This is a genomic window from Oerskovia turbata (assembly GCF_000718325.1).
Taxonomy (GTDB): Bacteria; Actinomycetota; Actinomycetes; order Actinomycetales; family Cellulomonadaceae; genus Oerskovia; species Oerskovia turbata.
The window spans coordinates 60,663-78,347 of the sequence record NZ_JOFV01000016.1 but is presented as its reverse complement, the minus strand read 5'-3'; the positions used below and the strand labels follow the sequence as shown (position 1 = coordinate 78,347).

Annotated in this window: 15 protein-coding genes and 1 pseudogene; 7 read left to right on the top strand and 9 right to left on the bottom strand. The window is 71.0% G+C overall.

What is annotated here, in order from left to right:
* From IE95_RS20210 to ctaE, 5 genes and pseudogenes are all read right to left on the bottom strand, one after another.
* Positions 1 to 98 (bottom strand): annotated as a pseudogene (locus IE95_RS20210) (superoxide dismutase); the annotation flags it as partial.
* 178 nt (positions 99 to 276) lie between these two features.
* Positions 277 to 1,989: a cytochrome bc1 complex cytochrome b subunit gene (qcrB, locus tag IE95_RS0115650; RefSeq protein WP_030152556.1), complete on the bottom strand. Its 1,713-nt coding sequence runs from the start codon at positions 1,987 to 1,989 to the stop codon at positions 277 to 279.
* Positions 1,986 to 3,017, bottom strand: coding sequence for a cytochrome bc1 complex Rieske iron-sulfur subunit (gene qcrA / locus IE95_RS0115645; protein WP_030152555.1), 1,032 nt, complete (start codon positions 3,015 to 3,017; stop codon positions 1,986 to 1,988). The genes qcrB and qcrA overlap by 4 nt, the downstream gene beginning before the upstream one ends.
* Complete coding sequence (gene qcrC, locus IE95_RS0115640) at positions 3,014 to 3,793, bottom strand: cytochrome bc1 complex diheme cytochrome c subunit (protein ID WP_030152554.1); 780 nt, start codon at positions 3,791 to 3,793, stop codon at positions 3,014 to 3,016. Before qcrC ends, qcrA begins: the two co-directional genes overlap by 4 nt.
* 81 nt (positions 3,794 to 3,874) lie before the next feature.
* Entirely contained in the window at positions 3,875 to 4,525 is a 651-nt protein-coding gene (gene ctaE, locus IE95_RS0115635) for an aa3-type cytochrome oxidase subunit III (RefSeq protein WP_084690345.1), read from the bottom strand.
* 335 nt (positions 4,526 to 4,860) lie between these two features.
* On the opposite strand from ctaE, the gene IE95_RS0115630 reads away from it, so the two are divergent.
* Both IE95_RS0115630 and trpD read left to right on the top strand, forming a co-directional pair.
* On the top strand, positions 4,861 to 5,316 hold the full coding sequence (locus tag IE95_RS0115630; protein ID WP_030152552.1) for a hypothetical protein: 456 nt from the start codon (positions 4,861 to 4,863) through the stop codon (positions 5,314 to 5,316).
* 86 nt (positions 5,317 to 5,402) lie between these two features.
* Positions 5,403 to 6,458, top strand: a complete 1,056-nt coding sequence (gene trpD / locus IE95_RS0115625) for an anthranilate phosphoribosyltransferase (RefSeq protein WP_030152551.1) — start codon at positions 5,403 to 5,405, stop codon at positions 6,456 to 6,458.
* 66 nt (positions 6,459 to 6,524) lie between these two features.
* On the opposite strand, the gene IE95_RS0115620 is transcribed toward trpD, so the two are convergent.
* Entirely contained in the window at positions 6,525 to 6,806 is a 282-nt protein-coding gene (locus IE95_RS0115620; RefSeq protein ID WP_030152550.1) for an Lrp/AsnC family transcriptional regulator, read from the bottom strand.
* Positions 6,800 to 8,650: a DEDD exonuclease domain-containing protein gene (locus IE95_RS0115615; protein ID WP_084690343.1), complete on the bottom strand. Its 1,851-nt coding sequence runs from the start codon at positions 8,648 to 8,650 to the stop codon at positions 6,800 to 6,802. The genes IE95_RS0115620 and IE95_RS0115615 overlap by 7 nt, the downstream gene beginning before the upstream one ends.
* A 128-nt stretch (positions 8,651 to 8,778) precedes the next feature.
* On the opposite strand from IE95_RS0115615, the gene IE95_RS0115610 reads away from it, so the two are divergent.
* Positions 8,779 to 10,251: an NYN domain-containing protein gene (locus IE95_RS0115610; RefSeq protein WP_084690342.1), complete on the top strand. Its 1,473-nt coding sequence runs from the start codon at positions 8,779 to 8,781 to the stop codon at positions 10,249 to 10,251.
* 144 nt (positions 10,252 to 10,395) lie between these two features.
* On the opposite strand, the gene IE95_RS0115605 is transcribed toward IE95_RS0115610, so the two are convergent.
* A complete protein-coding gene (locus IE95_RS0115605) occupies positions 10,396 to 12,207 on the bottom strand; it encodes an AMP-dependent synthetase/ligase (RefSeq protein WP_030152547.1) in 1,812 nt (603 codons plus the stop codon).
* A gap of 261 nt (positions 12,208 to 12,468) precedes the next feature.
* Between IE95_RS0115605 and IE95_RS0115600 the strand changes: the two genes are divergently transcribed.
* A complete protein-coding gene (locus IE95_RS0115600) occupies positions 12,469 to 13,416 on the top strand; it encodes an ROK family glucokinase (protein WP_030152546.1) in 948 nt (315 codons plus the stop codon).
* Between the two features lie 166 nt (positions 13,417 to 13,582).
* Here the strand turns inward: IE95_RS0115600 and IE95_RS19745 are convergent, their stop codons facing one another.
* On the bottom strand, positions 13,583 to 14,143 hold the full coding sequence (locus IE95_RS19745) for a hypothetical protein (protein WP_030152545.1): 561 nt from the start codon (positions 14,141 to 14,143) through the stop codon (positions 13,583 to 13,585).
* A 60-nt stretch (positions 14,144 to 14,203) separates the two neighbouring features.
* Here IE95_RS19745 and IE95_RS0115590 point away from each other — a divergent pair, with 60 nt between their 5' ends.
* The 3 genes from IE95_RS0115590 to IE95_RS0115580 all read left to right on the top strand — a co-directional run bounded on the left by IE95_RS0115590 (position 14,204) and on the right by IE95_RS0115580 (position 17,682).
* Positions 14,204 to 14,995: a lysophospholipid acyltransferase family protein gene (locus IE95_RS0115590; RefSeq protein WP_240666411.1), complete on the top strand. Its 792-nt coding sequence runs from the start codon at positions 14,204 to 14,206 to the stop codon at positions 14,993 to 14,995.
* A gap of 88 nt (positions 14,996 to 15,083) precedes the next feature.
* Entirely contained in the window at positions 15,084 to 16,322 is a 1,239-nt protein-coding gene (locus IE95_RS0115585) for a pyrophosphate--fructose-6-phosphate 1-phosphotransferase (RefSeq protein WP_030152543.1), read from the top strand.
* A gap of 7 nt (positions 16,323 to 16,329) precedes the next feature.
* Positions 16,330 to 17,682, top strand: a complete 1,353-nt coding sequence (locus tag IE95_RS0115580; RefSeq protein ID WP_030152542.1) for a class II 3-deoxy-7-phosphoheptulonate synthase — start codon at positions 16,330 to 16,332, stop codon at positions 17,680 to 17,682.
* Positions 17,683 to 17,685 lie beyond the last annotated feature (3 nt).

Sequence of the window (17,685 nt, the reverse complement as noted above, 5' to 3'; positions counted from 1 at the left end):
TGGTGCTTGGAGTGGTGCAGCTCCATGATGCGGCCGGAGATGTGGGGCTCGAGTGCGCCGTAGTCGTACGACAGCTCGGGAAGGGTGTAGACAGCCATGACGGAAGGCCTCCTGGATCGGTGCGCCGTACCGCGGACGGTGCGACAACTGTGGCGAAAGGTCCGGCCGGTGCACAACCGGGCGAACACGACACCTGTGGAACGCGAACGACCCGTGAGATGTTCCGGCTGGTGCCGGACCGTCTCACGGGTCGTCGTGCTCCGCAGGGGGAGCAGGTCAGTGCTTGGTGCTGCCGGTGTCGTCAGGGCTGACGATGTGGCTGCCGCCTCCCACTGCGGAACCCGACTCCACGGCGTGCGTGGGGTCCGCGGTACCGAGGGCGTCGTGCTCGCCGTGCGAGTGGGACGCCGCCAGCTCGGAGGGGGTCACGGGCTCGACCCGGTCCTCGTAGAAGAAGCGCGACAGGCGCTGCATCCGGCGGTCCTTCTTGTAGCCCTTGCGGCGCACACCGCGAGAGTCGGTCGCCGGCTCGATCTCCAGGGGAGCGTGTGCCGTGTAGTTCACACGGAGCCAGCGCTCCTGGTCGTCGAGCGGGCGGTGGACCTCGATGTACTCACCGTGCGCGAAGCGCACGATGCGTCCGGTCTCGTGACCGTGCAGGACGAGCTCGCGGTCCTTGCGCTGCAGCCCGAGGCAGATGCGCTTGGTGATCCAGAACGCGATCACCGGGCCGACGAACAGCAGCACACGGAACACCCACGTGATCGAGTTGATCGACAGGTGGAAGTGCGTCGCGATGAGGTCGTTCGACCCGGCGAGGGCCAGGATGATGAACGCCGTCAGGAAGCCGACACCCAGGCCCGTGCGGACCGGGACGTTGCGCGGACGGTCGAGCACGTGGTGCTCGCGCTTGTCCTTGGTCACCGCCGCCTCGATGAACGGGTAGAGCGCGAGGAACGTGAACAGCAGACCAGGGATCACCACGGCGGGGATCAGGACGTTCAGCGAGAGCGTGTAGCCCAAGATGACGTACTCGGTCTGCCCAGGCATCAGTCGCAGAGAACCCTCGAGGAACAGCATGTACCAGTCGGGTTGAGCACCGGCCGAGACGGGGGAGGGGTCGTACGGTCCGTAGTTCCAGACGTTGTTGATCGCCATCGTGGCGCCCATCGCGGCGATGACGCCGAACACCACGAAGAAGAAGCCGCCGGCCTTGGCCACGTACACGGGGAACAGCGGGAAGCCGACCACGTTGGCGTTGGTGCGGCCGCCACCCGGGTACTGCGTGTGCTTGTGCAGCACGACGAAGAACAGGTGGAGGGCGACGAGCGCCAGGATGAGGCCCGGGACCACGAGGATGTGCAGCGTGAAGAGCCTCGGGATGATGTGCTCGCCCGGGAACTCGCCACCGAAGATGAAGTACGACATGTACGAGCCGATGATCGGGATCGACTTGACCACGCCGTCGGTGATGCGCAGACCGTTGCCGGAGAGCACGTCGTCCGGGAGCGAGTAGCCCGTGAAGCCCGCGCCGAGCCCGAGGATCATCAGGAGGAACCCGACCATCCAGTTGAGCTCACGCGGCTTGCGGAACGCCCCGGTGAAGAAGACGCGCATCATGTGCGTCACGATCGCGGCCATGAAGAGCAGGGCCGACCAGTGGTGGATCTGACGCATCAGGAGACCGCCGCGCACCTCGAACGAGGTGTGCAGCGTCGAGGCGAAGGCCTCGGACATGAGCTGGCCGTCCATCGTGGCGGGCTCGCCGTGGTAGGTGACCAGGCCCATGCTCGGCACGAAGAACATCGTCAGGAAGAAGCCCGAGAGGATGAGGACGACGAACGAGTAGAGGGCGATCTCGCCCAGGAGGAACGACCAGTGGTCAGGGAAGACCTTGCGGGCGAACTCCTTGACGGCCCCGGCGATGCCGGTCCGCTGGTCCAGATAGTCTGCGGTCGCTTCAGCGGGTCCCGCGGTGCTGGTGCTCACTTGAGGCGCTCCCAGTAGCTCGGTCCGACGGGCTCCAGGAAGTCGCTCTGCGCGATCAGGTAGCCCTCGTCGTCAACGGTGATCGGCAGCTGCGGCAGCGGCCGCTTGGCGGGCCCGAACACGACCTTGGCGCCGTCCGCGACGTCGAAGGTCGACTGGTGGCACGGGCACAGCAGGTGGTGCGTCTGCTGTTCGTAGAGCGCGACCGGGCACCCGACGTGGGTGCACACCTTGGAGTAGGCGACGATGCCGTCGTACGACCAGTCCTTGCGGTCCTCGGCCTCCTTGAGGTCACGAGGATCGAGACGGACCATCAGGACGATCGCCTTGGCCTTCTCGGAGATCCACTCGTGCGAGGTGCGCACCTCCTCCGGCACGTCGGGGATGACGTGGAAGGCGCTGCCGATCGTGACGTCCTCGGCCTTGATCGGGCGGCCCGAGGGGTCGAGCGCGAGGCGCATCTTGGGCTTCCAGAGCGTGTGGCGGAACTTGCTGACGTTCCAGTCTCCACCCACCTCGGCCACGAGGGGAACAGCGATCGCGAGCGGAAAGAGCGCGAGAGCGGTGACGACCGCACCCTTGAGCACGCCACGACGGGCGATACCGGAGTCCTGAGCACCCTCGGTGAGTGCCTGCACGGCTTCGGCACGGACCGCGTCCGAGCTGCGCTGGGCGTGCCGCTCGTCGACGTGCTCGTGGTCCGACATGAGGGTCTTCGCCCAGTGCACGGCGGCCAGCCCGATGCCGAGCAGCGAGAAGGCCAGGCCGAGCCCGATGACGAGGTTGGCCGTCCGGATCCCCGCGATCGAGGTGTCCTCCGGCAGCGCGAAGAACGCGACGAGCATGCCGATGGTGCCGATGATCGAGATCGTGAAGAGGATCACGACCTGCTTCTCGGCACGCTTGGCGGCCTTCGGGTCACGGTCTGCCATCCGGCTCTTGTGAGCCGGGATACCCGGATCCTGGAAGCGGTCGAGCTCGTGCCCGTCCTGCGTCGTCAGGTCTGTCGAGTTCTGGTTGTCGCTCACGACGACTTCGCTCCGATCCACACAGCGGCGCCGATCAGCAGGCCCATGCCCACGATCCACACCCACAGGCCCTCGCTGACGGGGCCGAGAGAACCAAGGTCGAGTCCACCGGCGGAACCGTCACGCTGCTCGACGAGGTAGGCGATGACGTCGCGCTTCTCGTCGGGCGTCACGTTCATGTCGTTGAAGACCGGCATGGACTGCGGCCCGGTCTGCATCGCCTGGTAGATGTTGCGCTCCGAGGTCTCCCACAGCGCGGGGGCGAACTTGCCCTCGGACAGGGCACCGCCCGCGCCGACGGCGTTGTGGCACATCGCGCAGTTGGTGCGGAAGACCGCAGCACCGTTCGACGGGTCACCGAGCGAGGCGTCGACCTGCTCGTCCGTGGGGATCGCCGGGCCGGCGCCCAGGGAGGCGACGTACGCAGCGAGCTGCGCCGTCTGCTCCTCGTCGAACTGGCGCGGCTTCTGGATGGCCTGGGGGCCTTCCATCTGCATGGGCATACGACCGGTCGACACCTGGAAGTCGACAGCGGCCGCTCCGACGCCGACGAGGGACGGGACGGTGTCCGATCCCTCGGCGCTGGGGCCGTGGCAGGTGGCGCAGTTCGCCTGGAAAAGCTTCTGGCCTGTCTCGATGTCCTCGGTGCTGGCGGTGTCAGCGCTGGCTGGACTCGGGGCAAAGGCGGCGTAGACGCCGCCGGTGACCAGCAGCGCCAGCAGCAGCAGCACGACCGGTGCGAAGCGGTGGTGCCTGCGGGCGGCGAGTGCCTTCACGAAATGATCCTCGTCTCGCAAGTGGGGGGTGCAGGGGGCAGATGTGGTTGTCCGGGCATCGGTGCCGCGGGCGTCACCGCGTCAACGGAGGATGTAGATCACGAAGAAGAGTGCGATCCACACGACGTCGACGAAGTGCCAGTAGTAGGACGTCACGATGCCGGTGGTGGCCTCGTGGTGCCCGAAGTTCTTGGCGGCGAAGGACCGGCCGAGAAGGAACAGGAAGGCGATCAGACCACCCACGACGTGGAGTCCGTGGAAGCCCGTGGCCAGGAAGAAGACCGAGCCGTAGGGGTGCGACGAGATGGTGAGTCCCTCGTGCACGAGCTCGGCGTACTCGTAGACCTGACCGCCGATGAAGAACGCACCCATGAGGTACGTGAGCGTGATCCACTCGTTCATCCCCCACCGGTTGACCTGGAGGATCGATCCGGTGCGGACGGGCTGGAAACGCTCCGCCGCGAGGACACCCAGCTGGCACGTCACGGAGGACAGCACCAGGATCGACGTGTTGATCACGGCGAAGGGGATGTTGAGCTTCTCGGTCTGAGAAGCCCACTCCTCGGCGGGTATCACCGATCGAGCGGTGAAGTACATAGCGAACAGTCCAGCGAAGAACATGAGCTCGCTGGCCAGCCACACGATCGTCCCGACCGAGACAGGGTTCGGTCGGTTGACGCTCACGTGCTGGTGGGCGTGGGGGGCAGCCGTTGCGGTCGACACATCAGCCATTATGGCCGACCGCGGAGCGATTTGGACCACTGGATCGGGGGGTTGCGCGCGGCGAATCTCACAAACTCTCCAGATTCTCCCACCAAGCCCTGCACTTCATGACGGATCACGGTGAAGTGCCATGAAACGGCGGTATTTCGGGAGCCGTGACCACGGCCTGGAACACCCTCGTCCGCCCCGGCGCGCGAGGATGTCGCCCGGGCGCCGCACGTGCCAAGATTCCCAGGAGTGCTGTGCCTGCGGCTCGGTGATCGCGGTGGTCTCCCACCGGACGACCGGCAGGCACGCAGGCTCGACCGGGAACCGGACGAGACCCGACCCAGAAGGAGGCGACGATGACGTCGACGACGAGCGACCTGACCACCACCCACCCCGAGCAGGACGCGCTGTCCGGGGTCGGGCCGGCCCAGGCCGCACGCGCGCCGCACATCCTGCTCTACAGCGACGACGTGACGGTGCGGGAGCAGGTGCGCCTCGCCGTCGGGCGTCGCGTGCGGGCAGGAGCACCCGACATCGTCTGGAAGGAGGTCGCGACCTCCACGGCCGTCGTGGCCGCGGCCGACGCCGGCGGATGGGACCTCCTCGTGCTCGACGGCGAGGCCGACAAGGCCGGAGGAATGGGCCTGTGCCGCCAGCTCAAGAACGAGATCTTCCGGTGCCCCCCGGTTCTGGTCCTCACCGGCAGGCCGCAGGACGGTTGGCTAGCATCGTGGTCGCTCGCCGACGAGGCCGTCCCCCGGCCGTTCGACGCGATCGAGCTGCAGCGAGCGATCGTCTCGCTGGTCGAATGACCTCATGAAGGGCAGATCCCGTGACCACGACACCGGGCACACCGGCAACCGTCCCGTCCGTCCTCGCACCCCAGGGCGCCTCCCTGGTGCCTGAGCAGACGGCGCCGTCGTGGCCGGGCCTCCTCTCCGAGCTCATCGCGGGGCGCGAGCTGACCCCGCAGATGACGGCGTGGGCCATGGACATGGTCCTGTCGGGAGAGGTCAGCCCGGTCCGCCTCGCTGCGTTCCTCGTCGCGCTGCGGTCCAAGGGCGAGACCGTGGGCGAGCTGCGAGGCCTGGCCGACGCGATGCTGGCTCACGCGACCCGGTTCACGGTGCAGGGCCCGACGGTGGACATCGTCGGGACGGGCGGCGACCGAGCGCACACGGTCAACATCTCGACCATGGCTGCGGTTGTGATCGCCGGGACGGGCGTGCGGGTCGTCAAGCACGGCAACCGGGCTGCGTCGTCGTCGTCGGGCTCGGCCGACGTGCTCGAGGTCCTGGGCATCCGCCTCGACCAGTCCCCGGAGCGGGTCACGCAGCTGGTCGAGGAGGTCGGCATCACGTTCTGCTTCGCGCAGGTCTTCCACCCCTCGTTCCGGCACTCGGCGGTCGCGCGCAAGGAGCTCGGGATCCCGACGGCGTTCAACTTCCTCGGGCCCTTGACGAACCCGGCCCAGCCTCCCGCGACCGCCGTCGGGGTCGCCGACGAGCGCATGGCACCGCTCGTGGCCGGCGTCTTCGCGTCGCGCGGCACCTCGGCCCTCGTGTTCCGGGGGGACGACGGCCTCGACGAGCTCGCGGCGACCGGAACCTCGACCGTCTGGGAGGTGCGTGACGGCTCGGTCACGACCCGGTCGCTCGACGCCGCGGCCGAGCTCGGCCTGCAGCGGATCTCGGTCGAGGACCTGCGCGGGGCCGACGCGACGTTCAACGCCGAGGTCGCGCGTCGCGTGCTCGCGGGCGAGGCCGGTCCCGTGCGGGAGACCGTGCTGCTCAACGCCGCGGCCGCGCTCGTCGCGGACGCGAGCCTGCCCGGGACCGCGGAGGGGACCCTCGTCGAGCGTCTGCGCGCGGGCATGGCGCACGCGGCGACGAGCGTGGACTCCGGGGCGGCGGCGGGCGTCCTGGAGCGCTGGGTCGCCGCCTCGACGCGCTGACGACAGGCGAACGACGAGGGCGGGGTGCGGACGGGAGAGCGTCCGCACCCCGCCCTCGTGCGTGGGTCAGTCGTCGAGCCCCAGGGCGAAGGCCTGCTCGAGGTCGACGTCGGAGTACGCGCGGAACGCGATGAAGGTCTCGGTGCGCAGCACGCCCTCGATCTTGCTGACCCGGTCGGCGATCACGTCGGCGAGGTCGTCGTGCTCCTGGACGCGGACCATGGCCACGAGGTCGGCCTTCCCGGTGACCGAGTAGACCTCGCTGACACCGCGGAGCGCGGCGACCTGCGAGGCCACCTCGGGGATGAGGTTCGGTTCGGTGTCGATCAGCACGATCGCGGTCAGCATGGGTCCTCCGTCGGGTCCGAGGCGCGGGGCTCGTCGTTCGACGAACCGGGGTCCAATCTAGCCTCGACGTGCTGGGCGACGTGCTGCGCGGTGCGGTCGCGGTCCGCGAAGGCGCGTGCCGAGCGGACGGGCCACGCGAGGGGGTGCGTCACGTCGACCAGCCGGACACCCGGCTGCTCCAGCCAGCCGAGCACGAGCTCGGCCTCGTGCGGGTGGCAGGCGGGCGCGGGCGCGACGGGCGGCGTGACCTCCTCGGCCGTCGCGACGAGCGCCTCGACGGTGGGCCACGGGTCGGCGCCCGGGGCCGAGACCCCGGTCGCCGCGAGGCGGGCGTGGCGCACCACGACGATCTCCCACCCGCCCCGGTCGAGGGCCTTGGCGGCGACGAGCTCGGCGCACTCCGCGAGCGGCCCGAGCCGTTGCGCGCGTCCCGCCCCGAGCAGGAACGCCTCGAGGCGCGCGGTGACCTCGGCGGCCTGCTCGTAGCGTTCGTCGGCGGCGAGCGCGGCGATCCTCGCGGTCAGGGGCTCGACGACGTCGCTCGGGTCTGCGAGCAGCGTCCGCCGTGCTCGGTCCACGACGGCGGGGTAGCCGTCCGGTTCCTGCTTCGTCGTGCAGGGCGCGCCGCACCGCCCCATCTCGGCGAGAGCGCACGCGCTGGTCCCAGGGGCGGGCAGCAGCGGCAGGCGCGGCGTGCACTGGCGCAGGGGCAGCGCGTCGTGCATCGCGTCGATCGCCTGCTGGGCCTGTCTCCGCGACGAGTAGGGGCCGATGTGCGCGGCATCGGGCCTGACGTCCTGGACGATCGAGAGCCGCGGGTGGTGCTCGCGCGTCAGTCGCACCCAGCTCATGCGCTCGGGAAACTTGGAACGACGGTTGTAGCGGGGCGAGTGCTCGGCGATGAGCCGCAGCTCGCGCACCTGCGCCTCGAGCACGGTCGCGCACACGACGGGCGTCACGGCGTGCGCGATGCGCACCATCTCGGTCATGCGGCTGCGCTTCTCCGCGGCCGTGAAGTAGCTGCGGACCCGGCGGCGGATCGAGGTCGACGTCCCCACGTACAGGACCTCCTCGCCCGGCCCGCGGAACAGGTAGACGCCCGGTGCGTCCGGGAGACCGTCGGCGAGCGTGCGCTTGCGCCGCACGTCGGGCGGGACCGGGTCCGTCGCGGTCGCGAGGTCCTCGAGGTGCGTGACACCGAACGGGGCGAGCCGTTCGAGCAGCGCGTGCAGGACGTCGACCGTGGCGCGCGCGTCGGCCAACGCCCGGTGCTCCGGGGTCACGGCAGCGTGGAAGAGCGCGGCGAGCGTCGAGAGCTTGTGGTTGGGGGCCTCGTCGCGTGTCACGACGCGTCGGGCGAGAGGGACCGTGTCGAGGACCTGGTTGCCGGGCCAGTCGTAGCCCGCGTCGCGCGCGGCCGCCTTGAGGAAGCCGATGTCGAACGGCGCGTTGTGCGCGACCAGGACCGCGCCCCGGGAGAACTCGAGGAACGAGGGCAGCACTGCCCGGATCGGGGGTGCGGTCGCGACCATCGCGGTGGTGATCCCGGTGAGGCGGGCGATGAACGCCGGGACGGGCGTGCCGGGGTCGACGAGGGTCTGGAACTCACCGAGGACCTCGCCGCCGCGGACCTTGACGGCGCCGATCTCGGTGATGCCCGCCGAGGCCGGCGAGCCGCCCGTCGTCTCGAGGTCCACCACGACGAACGTGACGTCCCGCAGCGGGGTGCCCAGCTCGTCGAGGCCGAGCTGGACGGGCGTGCTCCCGGGCACGCCGTCCGGGGTGAACGCACGGACCGAGAGCTGCGGGGGAGCGGCCGAGGCTGCGGCGGTCGGGGACGGCATGGGCCAGAACCTACCCGGGGGTACCGACACGCCCGGCGGATCCCCGGCCGGCACGCGGCACGCACCCGCCCGCACACCCGCGCCGTGCCGCCGGGCCCCGACGTCCCGTGGGCCCGTAGTGTTGACCCATGGATGGGACGAGTCGGGACAACAAGGACGCTGTGCAGCACTCGGCCGACCTGCCGGGACAGTCCACGGGCCCGCAGCCCGAGGGTGACGCCTCCCTCCCGCCCGTCACTCCCGAGGTCCGTGCCCAGCTCCTCGAGCTGGCCGCCCGCACGCTCGGCGCGTGGGACCCCGCCGCGGTCCCGTCCTCGCTGCGCCGCGTCAGGACCTTCGCCCCCCGCCGGCGCGCCGCGTCCGGCGCGGTCCCGCTCTGGCAGGCGCTCGAGACGAGCCCGTCGTTCCGGTCCGCGGTCGCGGCTGCGTGGAGCACGGTGCACCCGCGGGAAGCGCGCGAGCTCGTGCCCGACGACGCCGACCGCACGGTCGCACCCGAGGTGAGCGGCGCCGTCGGGCAGGACGGCGAGCCCGGACCGGCCGCCCGCGACCGGGCGGGGCACGCCGTGGACCTGGCCGTCGGTGCGTTCCTGCTGCGTCCGGACGGCTGGGAGACCTACCTCGTGCGCGCGCTCCAGGACGCCCAGGAGCGCGCGCACGAGCAACGCCAGGCCCAGGAGGCCGAACGGGCCGTGATCGAGCGCGACAGGGCCCTCGCCGAGCTCGACGCGGCCAAGCAGGCCGCGGCCGCGGACCGTGCGGCGCTCGAGGAGGCCCGTGCCGAGGTCGCGAGCCTGCGCCGCGCCGAGCGCAGGCTGCGCTCGGACGCCGACCGGGCCCGCTCCGAGGCGCGCGCGGCCCGCGCGGAGGCCGACGCGCGCACGCAGGCCGCCGAGGCGCTCTGCGCGCAGGCAGCCACGGAGCGGCGCGAGGCCGCGGTCGTGCTCGAACGGGCCCACGCGGCCCGCGACGAGGCGCGCACCCTCACGCACACCGGGGCCGAGCTCGCGAACGCGCGGGCGCGCCTGCTGCTGGAGACCGTCGTCGACGCCGCGGTCGGCCTCCGCCGGGAGCTCGGGCTCCCGCCGACCACGCTGCGACCCGGCGACACCGTGGCACCCGTCGAGGTCGACGCCGCCGGCCACGGCACGGGCAGCACGACACGACCGGGCTCACGGGGCCGCGCGGGCGACGACCCGGCACTGCTCGACGACGTGCTCGCCGTGCCCCAGATGCACCTGATCGTCGACGGGTACAACGTCAGCAAGTCGGGGTTCGGCACGCTCACCCTCGCGCAGCAGAGGCGTCGCCTCGTCGACGGGCTCGTGCGCATCGCCTCGCGCACGGGCGCCGAGGTCACGTGCTGCTTCGACGGCCAGGAGCTGGGGCACATGCCGCCCGCGAGCACGCGCGGGGTCCGGGTCCTGTTCTCGTCCGGGGAGATCGCCGACCACCTGATCCGGCGCCTGGTCGCCGCGGAGCCCGAGGGTCGGCCCGTGGCCGTCGTGACGAGCGACCGCGAGGTCGCCGACGACGTCCAGGCCATGGGCGCGGTCGCGATCGGCTCGCCCGCGCTCGTCGGGCGGCTCGCGCGGCTCTGAGCGTCCGCCGGTGCGTCACCCTCGGCGCGTGGGTGCGTCACCCTCGGCGGAGCCTGCCGGGACGTGACGACGGCCGGCCCCTGGTGGGGGCCGGCCGCCTGGGCCCGCCGCGCCCGACGTGCAGGCGACTCAGGTCGCGTCAGGTCACTGCGCGGGCGCGCTCGAGTAGATCGCGTCGACCTCGACCGAGAAGTCCTGGAGCACGACGCTGCGCTTGACCTTGAGCGACGGCGTCAGGTACCCGTTCTCGACCGTGAAGTCCGTGGCCAGGATGGTGAACTTGCGGATCGACTCGGCGCGCGAGACGGCCTTGTTGGCGCGGTCCACCGCGGTGTCGAGCGCCGCGAGCACGTCGACGTCGAGCGCCGCGGCCTCGACGCTCATGGGCTCCTTGCCGTGCATCGCGAGCCAGCCCGGCAGGCCCTCGGGGTCGAGCGTCACGAGCGCACCGATGAACGGCTGCCCGTCGCCGACGACCACGCACTGGCTCACGAGCGCGTGCGCCCGGATGCGGTCCTCGAGCACGGCCGGGGCGACGTTCTTCCCGCCCGCGGTCACGATGATCTCCTTCTTGCGCCCGGTGATGCGCAGGAACCCGTCCTCGTCGAGCGAGCCCAGGTCTCCCGTGCGGAACCAGCCGTCGACGAACGCGTCGGCCGTGGCCTGCGGGTTGTTGTGATAGCCGCGGAAGATGTGGTGCCCCTGGAGGAGGATCTCGCCGTCCTCCGCGATCTTGGCGCCGCAGCCGGGCAGCTGAGGGCCGACCGTCCCGATCTTGGTCGCCGTGGGGCGGTTGACCGACGTCGGGGCCGTGGACTCGGTCAGGCCGTAGCCCTCGAGGATGCGGATGCCGATGCCCCGGTAGAAGTGGCCCAACCGCTCGCCGAGCGGCGCGCCGCCCGAGACGGCCCACTTGGTCTGGCCGCCGAGCGCCGCGCGCAGCTTCTTGTAGACGAGCGCGTCGGCGACCTTGTGCTGGATCGTGAGGCCGATGCCGGGGCCCTTGGGGGTGTCGAGCGCGCGCGACCAGGCGATCGCGGTCGCAGCGGCCCAGTGGAAGATCTTGACCTTGCCCCCCGCGGCGGCCTTCTGCTCGGAGGAGTTGTAGACCTTCTCGAACACGCGGGGCACCGAGAGGATGTACGTCGGCTTGAACTCGCCCAGGTCCTCGAGGAGGGTCTTGGTGTCCGGGGTGTGGCCCAGCACCGTGCCGCCCGCGACCACGAGCACGCCGATGAAGCGCGCGAACACGTGCGCGAGCGGCATGAAGAGCAGCGTCCGGCCGTTGGCCTCGGCGAAGACCTCGGGCAGCGCCTCGACCGCGTTGACGGTCAGCGAGTAGAAGTTCTCGTGCGTGAGCTCGGCGCCCTTGGGGCGGCCGGTCGTGCCCGAGGTGTAGATGATGGTCGCGACGTCGGCGAGGTTCGCCAGTCCGCGGCGGCGGGTGATCTCGTCGTCGCTGACGTCCTTGCCCGCCTCCTTGAGCGCGGCGATCCCGCCGTCGTCGATCACGATCACGTCGCGGAGCTCGGGCGTCCCCTCGCGGACCTCGGCGACGGTCGCGGCGTGCGCGGCGGACTCGACGACGAGCAGCTTGACGGCCGCGTCCGAGAGGATCCACTGGACCTGCTCGGCGCTCGAGGTCTCGTAGAGGGGCACGGGCACGGCTCCCGCGGCCCAGGTCGCCCAGTCGAGCAGCGTCCACTCGTAGCGGGTGCGGGACATGATGCCGACGTGGTCGCCGGGCTCGATGCCCAGTGCGACGAGGCCCTTGGCCACGGAGACGACGTCGGCGTCGACCTCCCGTGCCGAGAGGGTCTTCCAGGGGGCGCCCGGCCCGCTCTTGACCTCGATCATGGGGAGGTCGGGCCCGGCGGCGACGCGGGTCGCGAAGAGGTCGTTGAGGTTGTCGAGGGGATCGACATCGATGATGCGCGGTGCGCTGAACTCGTCCATGCTGGCTCCAGTGGCAGAAGTCGACGGTGTGAGAACAGTACCCACTGGTCGCAAGTGTCGTTGACCGCCGTCGAGTCGGTACTCTTCATGGTGCTGTGCGCTGTTGCGCAAGATTTCAGGCCGAACCTGGGTGAAGACCGGGAGCGACCGGACTTCGGAGCCGACGGACGTACGCAGAACCGATGCCGAGGCGGTGCACAACCGTTACCGGCTGGTGTTCTCATCGGGAGTTCCAGACCGCTACGTGAGTGAGGACCTGACATGCATGCCATCGGAGTCGACATCGGCGGAACGAAGATCGCCGCGGGTGTGGTCGACGAGAACGGCACGATCCTTGCGCAGACGCGTCGCGACACCGAGCCCGACGACGTCGCGAGCATCGACGCGGCGGTCGCGGACGTCTACGCGGAGCTGTCCAAGGAGTTCCAGGTCGAGGCCATGGGCCTGGCCGCGGCCGGCTTCGTGAGCCCTGACCGCACGTCGGTCCTGTTCGCCCCCAACATCGCGTGGCGCGAGTACCCGCTGGCCGACAAGGTCCGCACGCTCATCGGCGACGACGTCGTCAAGATCGTCGTCGAGAACGACGCCAACGCGGCGGGCTGGGCCGAGTTCGCGTACGGCGCGGGCCGTGACGCCTCGGACATGCTCATGCTCACGGTCGGCACCGGGCTGGGCGGCGCGGTCATCGTCGACCGCAAGCTCGTGCGCGGGCGCTGGGGCGCAGCGGCCGAGGTCGGTCACATGCGCGTCGTGCCCGGCGGTCACTACTGCGGCTGCGGGCACGAGGGGTGCTGGGAGCAGTACGCCTCCGGGAGCGCTCTCGTGCGTGACGGGCAGGCCGCGCTCATCGCCCAGCCCGACCGTGCGAGCCTCCTGCTCGAGCTCGCGGGCGGAGACCCGGCCAAGCTCAACGGCCCCCAGATCACGCAGGCCGCGCAGGCGGGCGACGAGCTCGCGATCGAGCTGCTCGCGACCCTGGGACGCTGGATCGGCGAGGGTGCCGCATCGGTCACCGCGCTGCTCGACCCCGAGCTGATCGTCATCGGCGGCGGCGTGGGCGCGGCCGGCGACCTGCTGCTCCAGCCGGTCCGCAAGGCCTTCGCCGACCAGCTCTCGGCCCGCGGCCACCGTCCCGAGGCACAGATCGACCTCGCGCAGCAGGGCAACGAGGCCGGGATCGTCGGCGCGGCCGACCTCGCCCGCAGGTAGTCGCCCGCACGGCCCCGGCCTCAGCACGAGGCCGGGGCCGAGCTGCGCGGCGCCGCGTGCCGCGCAGGGGAGCGCGCGCTCCCGGGCGAGCGTCGCCGTCGGGCAGGGCGAACCGGGCAGGGCGCGTGACGGACGCACCGGCCACGGCCCGACGGCGCCACCCGGCTCAGACGACGGCGCCCGGTCCCGCGTGGTCGTCCTCGCGGCGGTGCGGCATGCGCCAGAGCAGCACTCCCAGCCCCGCGAGGAACAGCCCGCCCGCGACCTGCGCGACGATCGTCGGGAAGGGGCGGAGCACGACCATGCCGACGAGCAGCAGCACGGGGACGCCCGCGACCAGCCCCCACGCCATGGTCATGAGCGGGTCGCGTCCCACACCGATCTCGGGGTCAGGGGGAACGAAGTGGCTCTCGGCGTCCTCCAGGTCCTCGACCTCGGGCGTCGTCGGCCAGTCCCTGGGTCCCGGGGCCTGGACCCAGGGTGCGACGGGGAAGGTCTCGTGCAGGTCGCGCGGGCCTGCGGGTGACGGGCGGTCGGCGCCTGCCGCGGACTCCGCCGCCGCGGACACGTCGGACAGGTCCGCGACGATGTCGGCCCAGCGGGCCTCGACGTCGGGAAGGTCGTCGTGGGGCGTGCTCGAGGCGTCGGTCGATCCAGGGTCGGTCGGGTCGATCGCGTCGTCCTTCCCGTCGTTCTCACCCTGCGGTCCTGCATTCGGTGCGGCCATGGGGTTCACTCTAGAGTCGGAAGAGCGCCTCGTGTTCGCGAGGGCCACCAAGGAGGAACGTTGTTCTACTGGTTCATGAAGCAGGTGATGGTCGGCCCCCTGCTCCGGCTGCTCTATCGTCCGTGGACGCGCGGCGTCGAGAACGTGCCCGACGAGGGCGGCGCGATCCTCGCGAGCAACCACCTCGCGGTCATCGACTCGTTCATCCTTCCTCTCGTGCTGAACCGCAAGGTGCAGTTCCTCGGCAAGTCCGACTACTTCACGGGCAAAGGGATCAAAGGGCGCCTGACGGCCGGCTTCATGCGCGGCGTGGGGACCATCCCGGTGGACCGCGCGGGCGGCAAGGCCAGCGAGGCGGCGCTCACCACGGGCCTGAGGGTCCTCGGTGACGGCGAGCTGTTCGGGATCTACCCCGAGGGCACCCGTAGCCCCGACGGGCGCCTGTACCGCGGCAAGACGGGCGTCGCGCGGCTCGCGCTCGAGTCCGGCGCGCCCGTGGTCCCCGTCGCGATGATCGGCACCAACATCGCCCAGCCCATCGGCAAGGTCATCCCCAAGCCCATGCGCATCGGGATCGTGATCGGCGAGCCGCTCGACTTCAGCCGCTACAAGGGCATGGAGAACGACCGCTTCATCCTGCGCTCGGTCGCGGACGAGATCATGTACGCGATCATGAGCCTGTCGGGCCAGGAGTACGTCGACATCTACGCCGCGACGGCCAAGGCCCGACTCGCGACCGGTCCCACCGCTACCACACCTCCGGCCTCGCCCGCGGCGCCCGGCGGCAGGCCGGTCCCGGACGTCCAGGTTCCGGAACCGCCGCAGGAGGAGCCCTCGCCGTCAGTAGACTGAGGGAGCAGGCCGTCCCGCTGCCCCGGGTGATCCCCGGCGTCGAACGACGCAGGCACGGCGGCATCCTTCAACGAGAGGCTCCTTTGCTATGTCTGATCGTCGGCAGGTCCGTCGCGTCGCACTCCTGACGGCCGGAGGGTTCGCCCCGTGCCTGTCCTCCGCCGTGGGTGGCCTGATCGAGCGCTACACCGAGCTCGCCCCCGAGGTCGAGATCATCGCCTACCAGCACGGCTACCACGGTCTGCTGACCGGCACGAAGATCGTCGTGGACGCGGAGACCCGCAAGAAGGCGGGCGTGCTGCACCGCTTCGGCGGCTCGCCGATCGGCAACTCGCGCGTCAAGCTCACCAACGCGAAGGACTGCGTCAAGCGCGGCCTCGTCCAGGAGGGGCAGGACCCGCTGCAGGTCGCCGCGGAGCAGCTCAAGGCCGACGGCGTCGACGTCCTGCACACCATCGGTGGCGACGACACGAACACCACGGCGGCTGACCTCGCGGCCTACCTCCACGAGAACGGCTACGAGCTCACGGTCGTGGGCCTGCCCAAGACGATCGACAACGACGTGGTCCCGATCCGTCAGTCGCTCGGTGCGTGGACGGCGGCCGAGGAGGCCGCCGGGTTCGCGCGCAACATCATCGGTGAGCACCGCTCGGGCCCGCGCATGCTGATCGTGCACGAGGTCATGGGCCGTCACTGCGGCTGGCTGACCGCCGCGTCCGCCGCCGAGTACCGCAAGTGGCTCGACACGCAGGAGTGGGTCCCGGGCATCGGCCTGACCAAGGAGCGGTGGGACATCCACGCCGTCTTCGTCCCCGAGCTCGCGCTCGACATCGAGGCCGAGGCCGCGCGCCTGCGTACCGTCATGGACGAGGTCGGCAACGTCAACATCTTCCTGTCCGAGGGTGCCGGCATGCACGAGATCGTGGCTCAGCTCGAGGAGTCGGGCGAGACGGTCGAGCGCGACCCGTTCGGCCACGTCAAGCTCGACACCATCAACCCGGGTGCCTGGTTCGCCAAGCAGTTCGCGGAGAAGCTGGGCGCCGAGAAGACCATGGTCCAGAAGTCGGGCTACTACTCCCGCGCGGCTGCCGCGAACGCCGAGGACCTGCGCCTCATCAAGTCGATGACGGACCTCGCGGTCGACTGCGCGTTCAAGGGCGAGTCGGGCGTGATCGGTCACGACGAGGAGAACGGCGACCGCCTGCGCGCGATCGAGTTCCCGCGCATCGCCGGTGGCAAGGCGTTCGACGTGTCGCAGCAGTGGTTCGGCGAGCTGCTGGGCGAGATCGGCCAGCCGCTCGTGCCGGCTGCCCCCGCGGAGCACTGATCCGCTGATGGCGACCACGACCGGCGCGGAGATCAGCCAGGGACTGGACGCGTTCCGTTCCCTCGTCGCGCAGCAGCAACCCACGTGGCCCGACGCCGCGGCCCTCGCGGACGTGTCCGCGCGGCTCGCGGCCTCCGCGCCGCTCGTGGTCCCCACCGAGGCCGACACCCTGCGCTCGCGGCTCGCCGCCGCGGGCCGGGGCGAGGCCTTCCTCCTGCAGGGCGGCGACTGCGCCGAGACCTTCGCGGACGCGAACGCCCTGCGCATCCGCAACAAGGTGCGCACCATCCTGCAGATGGCCGTGATCCTCACGCACGGTGCGAGCATGCCCGTCGTGAAGATGGGTCGGCTCGCGGGGCAGTACGCCAAGCCGCGCAGCTCGAACGACGAGACGCGCGAGGGTGTCACGCTGCCCGCGTACCGGGGCGACATGGTCAACGGGCACGCGTTCACGCCCGAGGACCGGGTCCCGGACCCCGAGCGCCTGATGCAGGCGTACCGGATCTCGTCGGCCACCCTCAACGTGGTGCGCGCGTTCACGGGCGGCGGGTTCGCCGACCTGCGTCAGGTGCACGAGTGGAACCGCGGCTTCATGCGGAACCCGGCCTACGCACGCTACGAGAGCACGGCCGCGGAGATCGACCGCGCGATCCGCTTCATGAAGGCGTGCGGGGTCGACTTCGACGCGCTGCGCACCGTGGAGTTCTTCGTGAGCCACGAGGCGCTCATCCTCGACTACGAGCGTTCGCTCACGCGTATCGACTCGCGCTCGGGCGCCGCCTACGACACCTCGGGCCACTTCCTGTGGATCGGGGAGCGCACGCGCCAGCTCGACGGCGCGCACGTCGACTTCCTGTCGCGCGTGGCGAACCCGATCGGGGTCAAGCTCGGCCCGACCACGGCTCCCGACGACGCGCTGCGCCTCATCGACAAGCTCAACCCGGACGCGATCCCGGGCCGCCTGACGTTCATCACGCGCATGGGCGCGGGGAAGATCCGTGACGCGCTGCCCGCGCTCGTGGAGGCGGTGCGGGAGTCCGGTGCACCCGTCACCTGGGTCACGGACCCCATGCACGGCAACACCATCACGTCCGACAGCGGCTACAAGACGCGCCGGCTCGAGGACGTCCTGGACGAGGTCCGGGGCTTCTTCGAGGTCCACCGCGCGCTCGGCACGGTGCCCGGCGGCCTGCACGTCGAGCTCACCGGTGACGACGTGACCGAGGTGCTGGGCGGCAGCGAGGAGATCGACGACGCTGGCCTGGCCCTGCGCTACGAGACCCTCGTGGACCCCCGCCTGAACCACCAGCAGTCGCTCGAGATGGCGTTCCAGGTCGCGGAGATGCTCCAGGCCCGCTGAGCC

Coding starts and splice junctions, on each gene's coding strand:
- IE95_RS0115600 (WP_030152546.1), top strand. CDS start 12,469: ATGCATGCCATCGGAGTCGACATCGGCGGAACGAAGATCGCCGCGGGT.
- ctaE (WP_084690345.1), bottom strand. CDS start 4,525: ATGGCTGATGTGTCGACCGCAACGGCTGCCCCCCACGCCCACCAGCAC.
- IE95_RS0115610 (WP_084690342.1), top strand. CDS start 8,779: ATGGATGGGACGAGTCGGGACAACAAGGACGCTGTGCAGCACTCGGCC.
- IE95_RS0115620 (WP_030152550.1), bottom strand. CDS start 6,806: ATGCTGACCGCGATCGTGCTGATCGACACCGAACCGAACCTCATCCCC.
- IE95_RS0115585 (WP_030152543.1), top strand. CDS start 15,084: ATGTCTGATCGTCGGCAGGTCCGTCGCGTCGCACTCCTGACGGCCGGA.
- IE95_RS0115605 (WP_030152547.1), bottom strand. CDS start 12,207: ATGGACGAGTTCAGCGCACCGCGCATCATCGATGTCGATCCCCTCGAC.
- IE95_RS0115630 (WP_030152552.1), top strand. CDS start 4,861: ATGACGTCGACGACGAGCGACCTGACCACCACCCACCCCGAGCAGGAC.
- IE95_RS19745 (WP_030152545.1), bottom strand. CDS start 14,143: ATGGCCGCACCGAATGCAGGACCGCAGGGTGAGAACGACGGGAAGGAC.
- IE95_RS0115580 (WP_030152542.1), top strand. CDS start 16,330: ATGGCGACCACGACCGGCGCGGAGATCAGCCAGGGACTGGACGCGTTC.
- IE95_RS0115615 (WP_084690343.1), bottom strand. CDS start 8,650: ATGCCGTCCCCGACCGCCGCAGCCTCGGCCGCTCCCCCGCAGCTCTCG.